Annotated in this window: 12 protein-coding genes and 1 pseudogene; 4 read left to right on the plus strand and 9 right to left on the minus strand. The window is 66.8% G+C overall.

Annotated features, from left to right (window positions below; genetic code table 11):
* Positions 1-294 precede the first annotated feature (294 nt).
* Positions 295-1,431, plus strand: coding sequence for an ImmA/IrrE family metallo-endopeptidase (locus tag ACWCSD_RS03550; protein ID WP_449912807.1), 1,137 nt, complete (start codon positions 295-297; stop codon positions 1,429-1,431).
* Between the two features lie 15 nt (positions 1,432-1,446).
* Here ACWCSD_RS03550 and ACWCSD_RS03555 read toward each other — a convergent pair whose 3' ends face one another.
* From ACWCSD_RS03555 to ACWCSD_RS03575, 5 genes and pseudogenes are all read right to left on the minus strand, one after another.
* On the minus strand, positions 1,447-2,076 hold the full coding sequence (locus ACWCSD_RS03555; RefSeq protein WP_449912809.1) for a hypothetical protein: 630 nt from the start codon (positions 2,074-2,076) through the stop codon (positions 1,447-1,449).
* A gap of 176 nt (positions 2,077-2,252) precedes the next feature.
* Entirely contained in the window at positions 2,253-3,893 is a 1,641-nt protein-coding gene (locus ACWCSD_RS03560) for a PD-(D/E)XK nuclease family protein (RefSeq protein WP_449912811.1), read from the minus strand.
* 318 nt (positions 3,894-4,211) lie between these two features.
* Positions 4,212-5,159: pseudogene (locus ACWCSD_RS03565) on the minus strand (IS5 family transposase).
* Positions 5,160-5,347: 188 nt separating this feature from the next.
* Positions 5,348-6,541: an IS701 family transposase gene (locus ACWCSD_RS03570; RefSeq protein WP_449912813.1), complete on the minus strand. Its 1,194-nt coding sequence runs from the start codon at positions 6,539-6,541 to the stop codon at positions 5,348-5,350.
* A gap of 116 nt (positions 6,542-6,657) precedes the next feature.
* Entirely contained in the window at positions 6,658-7,377 is a 720-nt protein-coding gene (locus ACWCSD_RS03575; RefSeq protein ID WP_449912815.1) for a hypothetical protein, read from the minus strand.
* A gap of 231 nt (positions 7,378-7,608) precedes the next feature.
* Between ACWCSD_RS03575 and ACWCSD_RS03580 the strand changes: the two genes are divergently transcribed.
* Both ACWCSD_RS03580 and ACWCSD_RS03585 read left to right on the plus strand, forming a co-directional pair.
* Positions 7,609-7,779: a hypothetical protein gene (locus tag ACWCSD_RS03580; RefSeq protein WP_449912817.1), complete on the plus strand. Its 171-nt coding sequence runs from the start codon at positions 7,609-7,611 to the stop codon at positions 7,777-7,779.
* 340 nt (positions 7,780-8,119) lie between these two features.
* Complete coding sequence (locus tag ACWCSD_RS03585; RefSeq protein ID WP_449912819.1) at positions 8,120-8,827, plus strand: HNH endonuclease family protein; 708 nt, start codon at positions 8,120-8,122, stop codon at positions 8,825-8,827.
* 515 nt (positions 8,828-9,342) lie between these two features.
* On the opposite strand, the gene ACWCSD_RS03590 is transcribed toward ACWCSD_RS03585, so the two are convergent.
* From ACWCSD_RS03590 to ACWCSD_RS03600, 3 genes are all read right to left on the minus strand, one after another.
* Positions 9,343-9,615, minus strand: coding sequence for a hypothetical protein (locus ACWCSD_RS03590; RefSeq protein ID WP_449912821.1), 273 nt, complete (start codon positions 9,613-9,615; stop codon positions 9,343-9,345).
* Positions 9,616-10,190: 575 nt separating this feature from the next.
* A complete protein-coding gene (locus ACWCSD_RS03595; RefSeq protein ID WP_449912823.1) occupies positions 10,191-10,559 on the minus strand; it encodes a hypothetical protein in 369 nt (122 codons plus the stop codon).
* A 570-nt stretch (positions 10,560-11,129) separates the two neighbouring features.
* Entirely contained in the window at positions 11,130-12,017 is an 888-nt protein-coding gene (locus ACWCSD_RS03600) for a hypothetical protein (protein ID WP_449912825.1), read from the minus strand.
* 191 nt (positions 12,018-12,208) lie between these two features.
* On the opposite strand from ACWCSD_RS03600, the gene ACWCSD_RS03605 reads away from it, so the two are divergent.
* Positions 12,209-13,510: a division plane positioning ATPase MipZ gene (locus ACWCSD_RS03605; RefSeq protein ID WP_449912827.1), complete on the plus strand. Its 1,302-nt coding sequence runs from the start codon at positions 12,209-12,211 to the stop codon at positions 13,508-13,510.
* 67 nt (positions 13,511-13,577) lie between these two features.
* On the opposite strand, the gene ACWCSD_RS03610 is transcribed toward ACWCSD_RS03605, so the two are convergent.
* Positions 13,578-14,396 carry an aminoglycoside phosphotransferase family protein gene (locus ACWCSD_RS03610; protein ID WP_449912829.1) on the minus strand — a complete coding sequence of 273 codons (819 nt, stop codon included), beginning with the start codon at positions 14,394-14,396 and terminating at the stop codon, positions 13,578-13,580.
* Between the last annotated feature and the right edge of the window lie 161 nt (positions 14,397-14,557).

The following is a 14,557-nucleotide window of genomic DNA, read 5'->3' on the forward strand; positions in this document are numbered from 1 at the left end:
GCAACGAACGATTAAGCGAACACCCGTGCGGGAACATTGAGGGTATCGCACGGAAGCTATCCTCCGACCTCGGGGAGCAGCGGAAGGCGCCGCTGGGCGTGATGTGTGGCCAGTGTCCGCAAGGCAAACGATATCTACCGGTTATAGGGCGAGCGTCCGCTTCACGCGGATGCGCCTGGTTGTTTGTCGGTGGCGACGTCTAGTGTCGTACTTGGTAGCCGATACTCGGGTCGAGGGCTGTGGCGGCGGGTAACGTCAGAGCCTTCTACGGTCGGGCAAGGCGAGGAGGAACGTGTGACGAGGCAGGAAGTCCCCAGTACTCCTGGAGGCCGAATCACGCAATTGCTGGAGCGTACGCCGCAAGTTGCCAATCCGCTTGCCGAGGCATTGTCCCTCGACCTGGAATCGCTTGCCGAACTGCTGCGTCAGCCGGCGGGACTATCACTGAGCGATCTAGTGACGGCGGCCGACGTGCTCGATGTCCCCGTCACCTATCTAGCCGGGCAAACCGATGGCTCACACAGCCTGGCAGTGTCATTGCGCCTGGGCCAAGCGCAAGAATCCGGGGTGCCCGAGCGGGCGCTGCAGTACGCCCACATGCTGATCCGCCGGCTGACGCTGCTGGATTCCTGGCAGGATACGAGACAGGGTGCGCTGGACGAGTTGGGAGTCGACTACAGCTCACTGTATGTGGAAGCCGGCCGGCAGACCGCAGGTAAGGTACGTGACGCCCTCGGCTTGGGCGACGAGCCGATCCCCGACCTGGTCAGCCTGGTCGAGCGTTGTGGTATTCCTGTCGCCTTTCAGCCCCTTCCCCACAACCTGCACGGCATCAACGTCCGGGATGACAGCAACGGCCGTGTACGACGAGCCATTGTGGTGAGTAGCGCCGACTACTGGAGCCGCCAGCGATTCACCCTGGCGCACGAGTTGTGCCACGGCCTGTATGACGACGAGGGCCAGGTCATCGTGGACGAGGTCGAGCTCCCCCAGACACTGCCCGAACTACGCGCCGAAGCGTTCGCCCGGCACCTGCTGCTACCCATGGGTGCGCTGCGGGCCGAAAGGGAGGCGACCCAGGCCGCGGGAGAACCTGCACACACGTTGCTCGTCCGGCTAATGCTCACCTATGGCGTCAGCCGGTCAGTTGTTCTCAAGGCCCTGGTCGACGACGGGTTCGTCCCTCCGGACGACGGCCGCCTGGCGATGCTGAAGGCGGAGCCGGTGCGCAACTTGATGGGCAGCGCCGGCCACGCACAGAGCTGGCAAGAACTGTGCGAGGGGCAGAACGAGCCGTCAGGCTCACCGTGGCTGGTCGAACGGGCACTTCATGCCTACGGGGAGGGCCTGGTCGACATCGCCGTGGTGGCCGAGCTCATGGGCGAAGACGAGCCGGAGGTGCGCCGGATGCTGGCGGACGCCGGCTGGTAGGTGTTTGTTCCGCGCTCACGACACCGCGTTGTCGCACGGGCCGCACAGGTCGTTCGCGTGGCTGCACGTGAAAGCGGAGTCGTCCGTGGGCCGCGATACCACAGGCGGGGCGGAGATCTCGCAGGCGGACTTGAACAGTGCCAGACACTCGGTGGGAGCAAGCTCGGGGTCGGCGCAAGCGAACTCGGCTAGAACGTCGGCCGCGTGACGGGTGGGAATCTGGTAACGCGCCGCAACGACGCTCGCGCCCCCGTCGTTCGACAGCAGGACCTGACGCGTCCCGGTCGCCTTCTGCTCCCGTGCGGCCAAGGCGATGAGCTCGGCTTCGCCGCCGTGGGTCTTGTTCATGCCACCGGGCAGGTTCTTGAGCGCCTCCATGATCGTTTGCACGGTGGGGAGATCCTCGATACTCAACTCCGGCTGCGGGAAGCGGCTTTTGCCCAGGAAGAACGCGGCCACAATGGCGGTGGCCGCCGCCGTTTTGCGCTGTTCATGCTCGGTCGCACCGCCCGGTCTGGCATGATTCCGGACCTCGCGCTCGATGCTACGGGACACCCGCACACGACCCCCGTACTGGCGCACGAAGCGGCCCGCCAAATGCTGGACGATGCCCAAGGTCAGCCAAATGCCGGTGTCGGGCCACACCGCCGCGTCGGTCCAGCCCCGCCGGGGATAGCCGTCGGCGGCCCTGAACGTGCTTCTGCTCGGCGGAGAGGGCCGCGGCGGGATGACGGGCCGTCGACGCTGCGGCATCGACGCTGGCGTCGGACTGGGGGGCGTAGTCACGTGCTCTAGCTTGTCAGGGCCGCAGGGGTGCGTGCTCAGAACGGGGGCAACTCGTAGATCGCCTTGCCGGCGAGACTTTCCAAGTCCATTCCTGGGCTCGGGGACGTGCCCGGGGCATGCTCGTCGTCGGAGTCGGGACACCATTGGCGCACAGGACACCAAGCGCAATGCGGGCCGGGGCGCGGCGCCCAGGCGGCGTCGGTGTGCCACGGCTCGACCGCCCGGCGGACGTCGCCGGCGGCGACGTCGGCTGTCATCTGGTGGTCGCTGTTCCAGGCCCAGACTTCGGAGCCGTCAGGTGTGAGCATCTCCAGCTCAACGCGGCCTGCGGCGACCCCGTGTCGGGCGGCCAGCCCGCTCGCCAGCATCCTCAGCAAAAAGGGGATCTGCAAATAGCGGCTGTAGGCTTCTTCGCCGCCGTTCGCAGGCAGGGCTGCCGCGGTCCTGACTTCGCGCAGGATCAGCCTCCCGTCCCGCAGAAGCGTGAGGTCCGGTGTCACCGCGACCACCACCTGAGCGTCGTGATCCATGCCATGGACGGCCTGCTTCACGCCGACCACCACGGTGTCCGAGATGCCCAGCGGGCAATTGTCCAGATGCTGGAGCAGGTAGGGATAAGCAGCCGCGTACTCCTCCGGAAACAGGCCCGCATCCTCCAGGCCCAGATCGCCCCCAGGCTCCGGTAGGTCCTCGCGCCGACAGGCAACGCCTCGTCCGTGGGCTGCCCGCAGCCATTGGTGCACGGCCCGGCCACGTATCTGCGGCTCAATGACGTCCTGCTCCTTGGGCAGCTTCAGGTCGCGGCTCAGCAGCCAGCGCGCTGGGCACTCGCGGTACTCCTGCAACTCATAGGGTGCGACGGATCGGAAGGCGATGCCAGGGCCGCGCTGGCCGAGCATGCCGGTCAGCGGCAGCAGACTGTCGCATGCTCCGGCGATCTTGCAGCTAGCGCAGTCCCAGCCCGGGCTGGCCTGGGTCTGCTCGATCACCTGCAGCAGGTGAGGCATGCCGAGGGACTGGAAGGCATCCTGAGCCGCTTCGGGGGTGTCGTCGAACAGCACGCTGATGCTGCCGTCCACGGCGCCGATCTCCACCGCCCGTACCCGGGCGGCTGGGCTGCCCATATGGGCGATCACGCGCGCGGCGGTCAGCCCCCACCGCCGGTCGCCTTTTGTGGGGGCTGAGTGGGCACGCCCCAGCCGATAGCGACGAACCTCTCGAATTCCCTGTTCGCCCGAATACACTGGCCCCCACACCGTCAGATGCTGACCACGTTGTCCCACCGTGTGGCCCTGCGCTACCAGCCGCAGCGGGCCCAGCTCACTTTCGATGGCCTCGTGGGCCTCCAGGATGTTCTCCACCGCCTGCGTCAGGAAGGGGCGGGTCAACCGGTGAATGCCCAGGGCATCGAATTGCTGCTGCAGCCATCCTGCTATAGCAGAAGGGGCCAGAGCCTCTGGGGGTGCATCATGCGCAGCCTCGACCAGGCGGACGAGGTCCCCCGGCAGGAAAAGGCTGGATTTGCCGTACAACGGCTTCCAGCCCACCGCGTTGACTCTGGGCCGCGCCTTGATGGCCAGATAGCGGCCGCACGCACTGCCACCCGACAAGATCGTGGCGGAGACACGCAGGTCTGAGGCGTCGCCGACCAGTTCGATCGGGGGTATCCATACCACTTCCCACACCTCCCAGCGCCCGCATGCGGGGGCAGCCACGAAAGCACGACTAATTCAAGCAGCGCCCTGCATCACCGTCCGCGCCCACAGACGGCTGCCCCTGGGACAACTCCGCTTCTCATCATGACGTGTCACGAGCGTCGCTTACGCCCCAACGGCACAAATGATGTCCCGTTCCAATGCCGTCCGCCGCAAAAAGGTTATGTCAGCCAACCTTGGGAGGGCGTTGTGCGGGCACTATCCAGCACGACGCCTATCAAGACATGCCGCAGCGTGCAGCTAGGCCACGCAACTCGGGGCTAGGGACTGTCTCTTAGATCAAGTTCGGAGCCAGATGGCCAAGGTGGCCAGGGTGACGGTGCTGAGGAAGATGTAGGCGCGCTTGTCGTAGCGCGTGGCCACGGCCCGGGTGTTCTTCAGCCGGTTGATGGCCCGTTCGACGACGTTGCGCGCCTTCTAGCGGTCGGCGTCGAAGCCGGTGGGCCGTCCCCCGGCAGAGCCGCGCCTGCGACGGTTGGCACGCTGGTCGCGCGGTTCGGGGATGGTGTGGCGGATCTTGCGGCGGCGCAGGTAGAGGCGGTTGGCGCGGGAGGGGTATGTCTTGTCCGCGGCCACGCTGTCAGGTCGGGTGCGTGGGCGTCCCTGCCCCGGCCGAGGAACCCGTACGGCCTGCAATACCCGCTCCAGCTGCGGGCTGTCGCCGTACTGGCCCGGTGTCAGGACCAGTGACAGCGCCCGGCATCTGCCGTCCGCCGACAGGTGGATCTTGGTGGTGAACCCGCCGCGGGAACGGCCTAGGCATTCCCCAGTCTGACCACCTCCGCCAGCCGGGTGGCCAGTGCGGCCAGCACCGGATCGCCCCGGTTTGTCCCGGCAGGCTCCCCCTTTTGCCTGCCTGCCGGGCGGCGCGGGGACGGGCGGCGGGGTGCGAGGCGCACCGGCGGCGTGCTGGTGCGCCCGGACGGTGGTGGAGTCCACGGAGATGTCCCAGTCCACCTGGCCCTGGGCGTCCTGCTCGGCCTGGATCGCGGTCAGCAATCGCTGCCAGGTGCCATCGGCCGACCAGCGTCGGTGCCGCTTGTAGACCGTGATCCACGGGCCGAATCGTTCGGGCAGGTCCCGCCAGGGCAGCCCGGTGCGAGCCCGGTACAACACGCCGTTGATCGTCCTTCGGTGGTCGTTCCACCGGCCGCCCTGCCGGCCACCTTCGGGCAGCAGCGGCTCCAGTCGCTCCCACTCCGCGTTGGTTAAGTCTCCTCGACCCATGGGCCCATCGTGACTGCCCGGGCACGATCGGTCAGCAGATCTAAGAAACAGCCCCTAGTACTACAGCGGGCTTTCGAAATGTTTCAGCCGGTGTCTTCTGTAGTGACTGGCCCTGGCGCGGGTCTGATGGAGGCGTCGGTAGTGGGACCAGGCCAGGACCTTGGCGAGAGGTGGGACGAGGGTGCTGGTCAGGTGTGCCAGGAGACGGCGGATCTCGGCTGGTGTGAGGCGGACCAGCCCGCGCGGGCTTTTGGGCAGTGCGCGGCGGTGACGGCCAGGTAGGCGTGGGCGAGCATCGCCAGGGTGATGTGGCGGTGCCAGGCGTCGTAGCGGCGGACCTGGTAGTGGTCCAGGCCGGTCTCGTTCTTGGCGCTCTGGAAGCATTCCTCGATGGCCCACCTGCTGCCGGCGACGGCGATGAGCTCCTCCAGGCTGGTGCCGGCCGGGGCGTAGCACAGGTAGTAGGCCAGTTCCCGTTCGCCTTTGGTGTTGGGGGTCAGGCTGCGCCGGGCCAGCAACCAACGCTGATAGCCGGGCTCGACCTCGAAACGCACCGATCCCAGTGCCCAGTCATATAACCGCTCGCCTTTGGCGCCGCGGCCGCAGGAGCGGCGCTTCCACGCCTCGGCGGGGGCCTGGGCGGTGGCGGTGTCGGCGCGATCCCCACCCCAGTCGGTGCCGACCCATTGGCTCTTGGGCACCGCCACCACATAGCTGAGGCGGTGTTCTTCCAGGAAACGCCGGAACTTGAAGTCCAGGCCGTAGGCCTCATCTGCGGTGACCCACGACACCGGCAAGCCGGCCTGCAGCACGCGGGCCAGCATCGTGCGCGCCAGCGCCGGCTTGGTGGCGAAGGACACGCCGGCCGGGATGCCGGCCCGGGCGCAGCGGTCACGATCGTCGGTCCAGGACCTGGGCAGATACAGCTCGGCGTCGATCAGTGCCCGCCCGAGCGGGGAGGCGTAGGCCAGGAAGACGCCCACCTGGCAGTTCTCCACCCGGCCTGCGGTACCGGAGTACTGGCGCTGCACCCCGGCCGATTTGTCGCCCTTCTTGAGGAACCCGGTCTCGTCCACGATCAGCACGCCGTCGCGGTGGCCGAGGTGTTCCATCACGTACTCGCGCAGGTCCACACGCATCTGATGGGGGTCCCAGTGGGCGCTGTTGAGCAGGCGCTGCATGCGATCCGGAGCTGGGTCCCCGGCCGCCTCGGCCAGTTGCCAGCTGTTCTTCCGCTCGATCGGTGCCAGCAATCCCAGCAGGTAGGCCCGCGCCTGCCGACGCGGCTCCACTCGCGCGAACCGGCCGGCCACCCGCCCGAACAGCACATCCAGCCCAGCAACCCACTCCTGCAGATCAGCAGCGGTTAAGTCCTCCAGCATGCCCCAACGCTACAGATCTCAAAAGCTCGCTGTAGTACTAGTCGGACTGCTGGCGCCGCAACGCCAAATCTTTTTACCGGGTCTCTCTCGCGCACTGAGTTGCAAGACGTGAGAAATTAGCGCTCGACACCTTCGTCCTGTAACGCCTTGTAGACAGTTTCGCGCGACAGGCCTGTGAGGCTGCTTATGCGGCGTATATTCCTCTCCCCGGCTTCGTGCAGAGCTACTGCAATCCTTTTCCGGATGCGGGGTGAAACGTCGCCTTTCTTTGCCTCTACGGCTGTTGTGGCAAGCTCTGCTAGCCTGGTAGCCTTTGTATCGGAATCGTCCAATGGGACACTAGGAACAGCTCCGGTGGTGCGGACTCCTGCCAGCTGAAGTACTTTGCCGAGCATGTCACGGAGATCCACAATTTCTCCTGCTTCGTCCTCCTCCCACATCCCCGCGGGTGTCATAAGAAGATAGGCAAAAGCGGACGCGGCGGAACGAGGGTCAGCATAGACCCATGAACCTGACGTTTCAGGGCGAGTGCGACGGATGCCCTGAATCTCCCATAAGTGAGTCTCTTCCTGTCGTTCTATCGGTCTAGTGATCTTCCCTTCACTGCCATCCCGATTAGTGATCTTGATTTCTTCCTGCATCTTGTAGGTGCACGTTACGGCGTAGTACCGAAACGTCACAGGGGTGCCGTTGCGGTAGACCGCGATGTGGATCGTCGAAATGCGTGTTGCCTCTCTGACTGCAGTCAGTGCCCGCGCAGGCAGCGTAGAACTATTGCGAGCACCCAGGATCCGCGCCTGTGACAGCTCCACCTCGTCCTCATGTCCGGCCATCATCCACCTCCTAGAGTGCAACGGAGCATATAGGAAGTGCCTAGCATTTGACATGTCAAGATCTCGACATAATTCCACATACGGATATCATTTATCCCCCAGCGGTATAGAAGCTTCCCTCGAGGATGTCGCTGAGTTCACCAGAATAGCGTTCGGTGAAGGTGGTGGAAATCGTGTTCACCGTCTACGTTATTGCCCGTACGTGCAAGCTGATCCATGCGAAAGGAGGAAGGCATGCCGGATGAAGATCCCGACTGGAGAACGTTCATGATCAGCGAAGTTGGGCGGACGGTGCGTAGCAGCCTCGCAAGCACACGCCGCACCGTCCGCCTCGGCATCCTGGTATTCGCCACGGCGGGAGCGGTCTCGCTCGTGCTGTGGGTGCACCGGATGACAATAGGTTAGCCGTCACGGGCGGGAAAGGGCCAGGCGCGACTGGATGTGTCTGGCCCCATCCTCCCCTACAGCGCTCATAAGGTGAAAATTCGGGCCCCTGAGAGGTAGCAGTGTTTCCCTCCAGGCCACCCATGAGAATTGAGAGCGTCACCCGGCCGCGTTCCTCAGTGCCTTGCCGATCATCAAGGCAGGGGCGATGACGAACGAGACCCTAAAGCAGAAGAGGACACAAGGTGGCGCCAGTGACACGTGAGTGTTTCTGCAGCGCTAGAGACGTCGCACCCACCGAGTGATTGCTTAGCGTACACAATAGCTACGCTAAGTGATCAGTGAACAGAGGTGGGTACACGTGCATCTCCCCCTACGCCGTGCGGCATTCCTTGCTGGCACACTTCTCATCACCGCCGCCATCACCACCGCGGCCCCCGCTACCGCCGTAGCGGCACCCCCCAGTGGCATCGCCACGGCGTCCCAGGCACTGGCCGCGCCGCCCCCACTGCTGCACCAGGCCGTCGCCGACCTGCCCGTCGCGACCGAGAGCCGTGACGGCTACAAGCGCACAAGCTTCAAGCACTGGGTCGACGCCGACGGTAACGGCTGCTCAGCCCGATACGAGGTGCTCATCTCCGAGGCGATCGACGCCCCCACGGTGGGCGCGCAGTGCAAGCTATCCGGCGGCGCCTGGTACAGCTACTACGACGACACCGTCGTCGACGACGCCGGCAAACTCGACGTCGACCACCTCGTGCCCTTGGCCGAGGCGTGGGACTCGGGCGCCTCCAGCTGGGGCGCCGCCCGGCGCGAAGCGTACGCCAACTACCTGGACGCTCCCGAGCACCTGGTCGCGGTCACCGCCCGCTCCAACAGGAGCAAAGCCGACAAGGACCCGGCCGACTGGCTCCCCATCGACGCCGTCCGCTGCCGCTACATCAGCGAGTGGACCGCGATCAAACGGCACTGGGGCCTGTCGGCCGACCAGCGAGAGAAGGACACGCTGACGTCCATCGCCGCCGCTTGCCCCAACGCGCCATTGCCCGTCCCGCCAGCCCAGCCCTAGCTGCGACCACGAAGCCCACGAACTGACGCTGACTGGCTGCTCGGCCGGCCGGGACCGGCCGAAGAGTCGGACGCCCGACCAGCCGAGCGGCCAGGAAGCTTCCGGCGCAGCACGGGTCATCAGTGGCGTAGGCGCTGACGGCACAAGGGGGCGCCTTGGAATTCACTCCTGGCCACAGTCACTCCGGCCGTTGCCAGGGGAGCCAGGTGATCAGTGTCTTCTCGGCCTGATCGAGCCTCGCACCGGGGGAAGGCAACCTCGCCGACCCCTGACCGCAGACCCCGCCTTCGCGGCTGGTCACGCTGTGACGCTTTCCTTGCGATTCCGCCGCCCTCCGGCAGCTGGTCCTCCAAGCTCCCGATCCCGTCATCGCCACGAGCCCCAGGCTTCCGTGGCAAGACCACCATCCGGCTCGCGCCTGGAACGGTGCCTCGGGCCGCCAGCAAGAGAAAGCCCCCGCCCGCCCCAGGCTCATACCAGGGTTCGGGCGAGGGCTTCGTGGCGTACGACTTGCCTCAGGCGCGCCGCCACCGCCAGTACGGGTCATAGCTCTTGTAGGTGCACTTGTAGCGGACCTTCGTCACCTTCGCGTACCCGTACCTCCCGTGCGCCGCCTTCGGGCAGAAGGCGCCCGGTGTGATGCACTCCCAGTGGGAGCCGACCTGTCGGTAGCAGGAGGCGGCAACGGCGTTCACGTGGACGGCCGCGGAAGCGGGCACGGCGGCCACGGCAGGAGCGACCAGGGCGGAACCGGCCAGGAGAGTGGACACGAGCAGGCGTCTGAGCACAAAGACTCCTCGGGGGATGGATCGTGACAAGAGTGAGACGCCACAGGCCTTCGAAGAGTTGTCACGCTCGGCTGATCGGGCATGCCGCCATCGGCGACTTACGTCCACGGGCTGACCGACCAATCGGCGAAGCACCCTCCACCGCCTATGGCAGTCCGCCCTCGTTCCCCGCGCTGCCCTCAGCATTCTGAGTGACTGGCGAGCCGGTCGGCGCTAGCGCCAAAATTCGGTTCGATCTTCCCTGGATGCCCCGCAAGCCACACCACCCGACCATCCAGTTTGACAGCCGACACATGGCCCGCCGCCAGATGAGCCGACACCTCCACCGCCTATCGACCGTGACCAGTACAGCCGTGCGTCGGATACATCGACTCGCTCAGTACCGCCGGCGCAGCATCTGACCAGACAGCCAGCCTCTGATATTGCCCTAACCGGCCTCGTGAGCTCTGCCGAACACCCAGGCCCGACTTCGACTTAACGCGCCTTACGGGCCTGACAAGATCATCGGCCTCTGACCTGCGGGAAGGCACCAAGAACCCAAGATACCATCGGTATCGGAGCCGCCACCCAGTTGATCAATGGGTGCGGCGGCGGGGCGCCAGGACCTCGGTGGCCTTGGCGATTGCCTCAGGCCCAGGCTTGACGTAGCGCATGGCAGCGCGGGGGTTCTTGTGCCGGGTCCTGCCCATGATGAGCTGCAGCGGGATCCCCGCGTCCCCGAGGTGGGTGGCGGCACTGTGGCACAGCTGGTGCAGATCGAGGCCGGCGTGTTTCTCCGGCAGGACGCGGGCCCGGTCGTAGCCCAGGCGGGCGCGGCCGGTGTGCGCGCAGAGACCGGCGGCGGCCGGGCGGCGGGCTGGGGCGTGGTCAGCCTCGGGTGGATGAGTTGGGTCGGCGGCGGGTGACCGCCCAGGTGATCGCCGCCGCGAGCAGCGTGCAGGCACCGATCACGATGGTGATCGTTGAGGGCGGCGCACTGGTGCGCCGCCCTCAACGCGCGCATCCTACCTGCACCTTGTTCACGGCACGCGGCCCAGGCAGACATGAGGGAAGCTCAGGTCCGCCGGGGGGAGCTCCAGCCTGAGGCGCGGATGCGGTTGTCGGGGGGGCTGGAGGGTAGCGCGGATCCATTCCTCGGCAGCGGCCGCGGCACCAAGGGTGATGTCGGCGACGAGTGCCCAGCACCAGTTACTGGCGATCTCAGGTCTGTCGTTTCGGTGTCGGCCTATGCGGATGGCCAGAGGCTGGATGGTGCGCCCGACGTAGCGGAAGCCGCCCTGGGCATCGAGGGTGAGGTAAAGCAGCGGGCCATGCGGCAGGTCAGCTGGCAATCGCACTGGTAGCGGCCAGGCCAGAGGCTGCAGATGGGCTGTGCCGGGGGCAGTGAGGGCGCGGCTGACGGGGGTGGAGGCGAGAAGCCGGTGCCACATGACCGCGGTGGGGTGGCTGGCAGCCAGACGCCGTGGACGGGTGCTCATTCGTCATCCTCGTCGTCGAACAGCCGGGGCTCGGGGTCAGCGGGGGGGAGCCTGCAGCAGCAGCAGGGCGTCGCCGAGTTCACGGGCTTTGTCGACCATGAGCTTCCAGTCAGCCCGACGGCCGAAGGGGTGTTCGGTCAGTTTGGCCGGGTAGTCGGACACCTCGCCCGTCAGCTGTTCGACGGCGGCTGCGGCGCGCCCGATGAGGTCGTTGATCGTGGAGCGGCGGTTCTCGTTGTTCTCCTCACGCGACAGCTTGGCGGCCTGCTTATCCTCACGGATCTTCTTGCGCCCTTCAGCGGCCCGTTCGGGGTCGGCCTGCTCGAACAGGTGCCCTTCGAGGAGATCCGTGACGCCCTGACCGGACCGGATCGGACGCCCCCTCTGGTCAACGAGGTAGTAGGTGTAGGAGGCGCCAGTCATGCGGCCGGTCCCAGAACCGCCGGCGCGGGTGTGGTCGAATGTGCGGATGATCTGACCAGCCTGCAGGCGGCCATGTCGGGTGGCGGCCCAGGAAGACAGCAGGACCGGTGGGGTGGCGCGGTAGGTCACTCCGTCCGAGCCGAGCTTGCTGCCACGGTCGCGAGTGAGGATGCCGTCAGCCAGCAGGGCAGTGCCAGCCAGGACCTGCAGGGTGATTCTGGCGGAGATGTCGTCGGCCTCCGCCAGCTTGATGAGCTCGTCGACGCGTTCGTAGACGGGGCTGTCCCAGGCGTCGAAAATTTCCTCCGATAGGACGCCGCCGTTACGCCAGGCGTTGCGGGCGGTGTCGGTAGTCTCCGGCTTGGTCCACCGCCACGGTAGGTCGACCAGGATGCCGATGAGGCCGGCGTAGCGGTGAGGCTGCACGTTGGCGATGCCCTGATCCCCGCGGATGAACCGCTTGGCCTCGGTGTGCACGTCGGCGTCGGTGAGGGTATGCACGATCTTGGCTGCTCGCCACAGGGGCCGGGCCCGGCCGGTCTGACGGTCGACGACCAGGTCTGGATCCGCCCCGTGGAAGAGCTTACGGATCTCTGGCGCAGTGAGCCGGCGGTTCTCGGTGTGAGGTGGAAGGGCCTCGTCCAGAGCAGATCCGGGCGCGTCCGATCGGCGGACGTGAGCGGGTGCGCGGGGTGGTGGCGGTGGTCTCCGGCAACGGCCGCGGCGGACTGGGTTGTACCACCAGCGCTCTGGCGCTGGCGGCCGCGCTCGCCCGTGGCGGCACCAGCGTCGCGCTGCTCGGATTCGCCGACGACCACAGTGGTCTGCACCGGTTCGGGCTCGTGCCGCCTTCCGCACCTGGGCAGTGGCAGGATCTGACGGCTGAGTTGCCCATCACCGTCGGGCTGCTGGCCGACGCCCAAGATGTCGCGCTGGATGTCGCGCTGGATGTCGCGCTGGACGACGCGCGCGGCCGGGCCGACGTCGTGGTCGTCGACGCCGGATTCCGGCTAGAGCACCAGGCCGTGCTCGACGCCGCAGACGCAGTCATTGCGCTGGTCCCGGGCTCGATGCCGTGGACCAGCACGGAAGTGGTGGACCTTCGGCCGGACTGGGTGCAGCTGATGGCCTGGCTGGATGAACGGTTCGCCGGCTTCACCCGCACCACCCCGATGCGGCACCTGCTGGACTTCTTGGACCTAGCCTTCGCGTGCTACGTGCTGGACCGCGACGAGGACGGCGACCCGGCTGTCTATGACATCCACGATCCGGACGAGGTCGACGAATGGTGGCGTGACTCGCTGCCCGCAGCGTCCATCGACGCCGACGACGTAGCCGAGCTGGTGTGGAGCGCCGACGAGCGCCTGGAGGACGGCGAGACCGACCCTCGCGCCTGGCGGCAGGACTTCCTGGCCTTCCTCCAGAAGGAAGGGCAGCGACGCCACCCCGGCCTGTGGCAGCGCGCGACCCGCCACTGGATGGAAGCTCATGACGAGCCAGATGGACCGGTCGATGACCGGCGAGCAACGGTCGCCGACGCCCACTATGTGGAGGAGTTCCTCGGTCACATCGACGGGGAAGCCGTTGCGCGGTGGGGCGAGAAGCTGTGGCAGGACTACCACCCGGTCTGGGCGGCCGCGCTGGAAGCCAGCGACGACCTCACCCAGTCGTATGACCACCTGCTGCTGACGCGGCATCATCCGCTCGCGCCCGCCGTGGTGGCCCACGAGATCACCCGCCAGCTCCGCCTACTGCCCGTTCCGGCCGATGTCATCCTCATCTCCCGCACCCCCAACCACATCAGCCCTCACCAGTTGGCCGAGGTTCGTGAGGTTCTTCGGGAGGACGGTGTCGCTGACGTTCGGGTGATGCCCCACTCCATCGCTTTGGCGAGTCTTATGCATGATGGCGGTGCACTCACCCGGCAGCCGGCAGCCGCCCGTGGAGCTGCCGATCATCTGGCCTACGCCGTGGCCACCGTGCTGCGCACCTGACCCCCGTCCCCTGCTCAGAGTCTGCTGTGCCCGCCTTGCTGGGCCGTCTCTCGTATGGGGGTCCTGGTCAGGTGAAGAGGCGGAGGATGCGCTCAGCTTGGCGTTGGAGGGTGCCGGGCGGGTTGTGGGGTGTGGCCGGTCCGTCGGGCCCGAGCTGGAGAAACCAGCCGAGGGCGATCAGGCGGCGGAAGCTGTGCACGCGCTCGGCTTCTTGCCAGGTCAGGTCGAGGCTGTCCAGCAGCAGGCCGATATCGAGCGTCCCGTCGAGCCGGGAGATGTGCTCGGTGAGCTCCCCGAGCTCGAAGGCCCGGTCGTTGCGACCTGAGTCTTCCCAGTCGATCAGTCGCACCGTTCGATCGAGGTCGTCCCACAGCATGTTGGCGTGGTTGCCGTCGGCCAGGCCGAGGACCGGCGGGAACGGATTGGCCAGGAGCTGGTCGGGAGCGTTGGAGTTCACCCACGCGGCCCCGACGCGGAAGGCTTCCCGAACGAGCCCATCATGGCCGAGATCGGGGTGTGCATCGGCCAAGGCGCGGATCTTGCGCACCGCCGTCGCTGGCCCCCAAGGGGCGGACGCGACGCCGTCCACGACAGCGCGAGGGATCTGGTGCAGCCGGTTCAGCGCGGCGGCGATGGCCGCGATCTGCTCACCGGTGGCGTTCATGCCGCGCACGACCTGGCCGGGAAGCCGGCTCATCACGATCAGCGGAGGGTCGGACTCGAGGGCGGCTTCGACCGGTTCGGGAGCCAGGCCCGGTGCATGTTCGGCGAGCAGGCAAAGGGCGGTCCACTCCCGGCGCGGTTCTCCGCGTTCCCACGAGGCATAGCGTTTCGTCACGGTGTGATCGTGCAGTTCGATGTCGTGGGTGCACCTGCCGACCGTCATGTGCGGCTCGCTCTCCTTGGGCGGAAGTTCTCGATCACGTTCCGTGGGCGTCGGGAGCAGACGTTACCGCCGCGGTCTGGTCGGGGCCGCGGTGTCGAGTCCCTGCCGGCCGGTGGCCGTCATCGTCGTGGACGGGCACGGGCGTGGAGGACAGTGAGCGC

It is taken from the genome of Nonomuraea sp. NPDC001684 (genome assembly GCF_053596515.1).

Excerpts from the sequence above, each read along its gene's own strand:
- ACWCSD_RS03570 (WP_449912813.1), bottom strand. The coding sequence starts at position 6,541 with ATGCTGGAGGACTTAACCGCTGCTGATCTGCAGGAGTGGGTTGCTGGG.
- ACWCSD_RS03575 (WP_449912815.1), bottom strand. The coding sequence starts at position 7,377 with ATGATGGCCGGACATGAGGACGAGGTGGAGCTGTCACAGGCGCGGATC.
- ACWCSD_RS03610 (WP_449912829.1), bottom strand. The coding sequence starts at position 14,396 with ATGACGGTCGGCAGGTGCACCCACGACATCGAACTGCACGATCACACC.
- ACWCSD_RS03580 (WP_449912817.1), top strand. The coding sequence starts at position 7,609 with ATGCCGGATGAAGATCCCGACTGGAGAACGTTCATGATCAGCGAAGTT.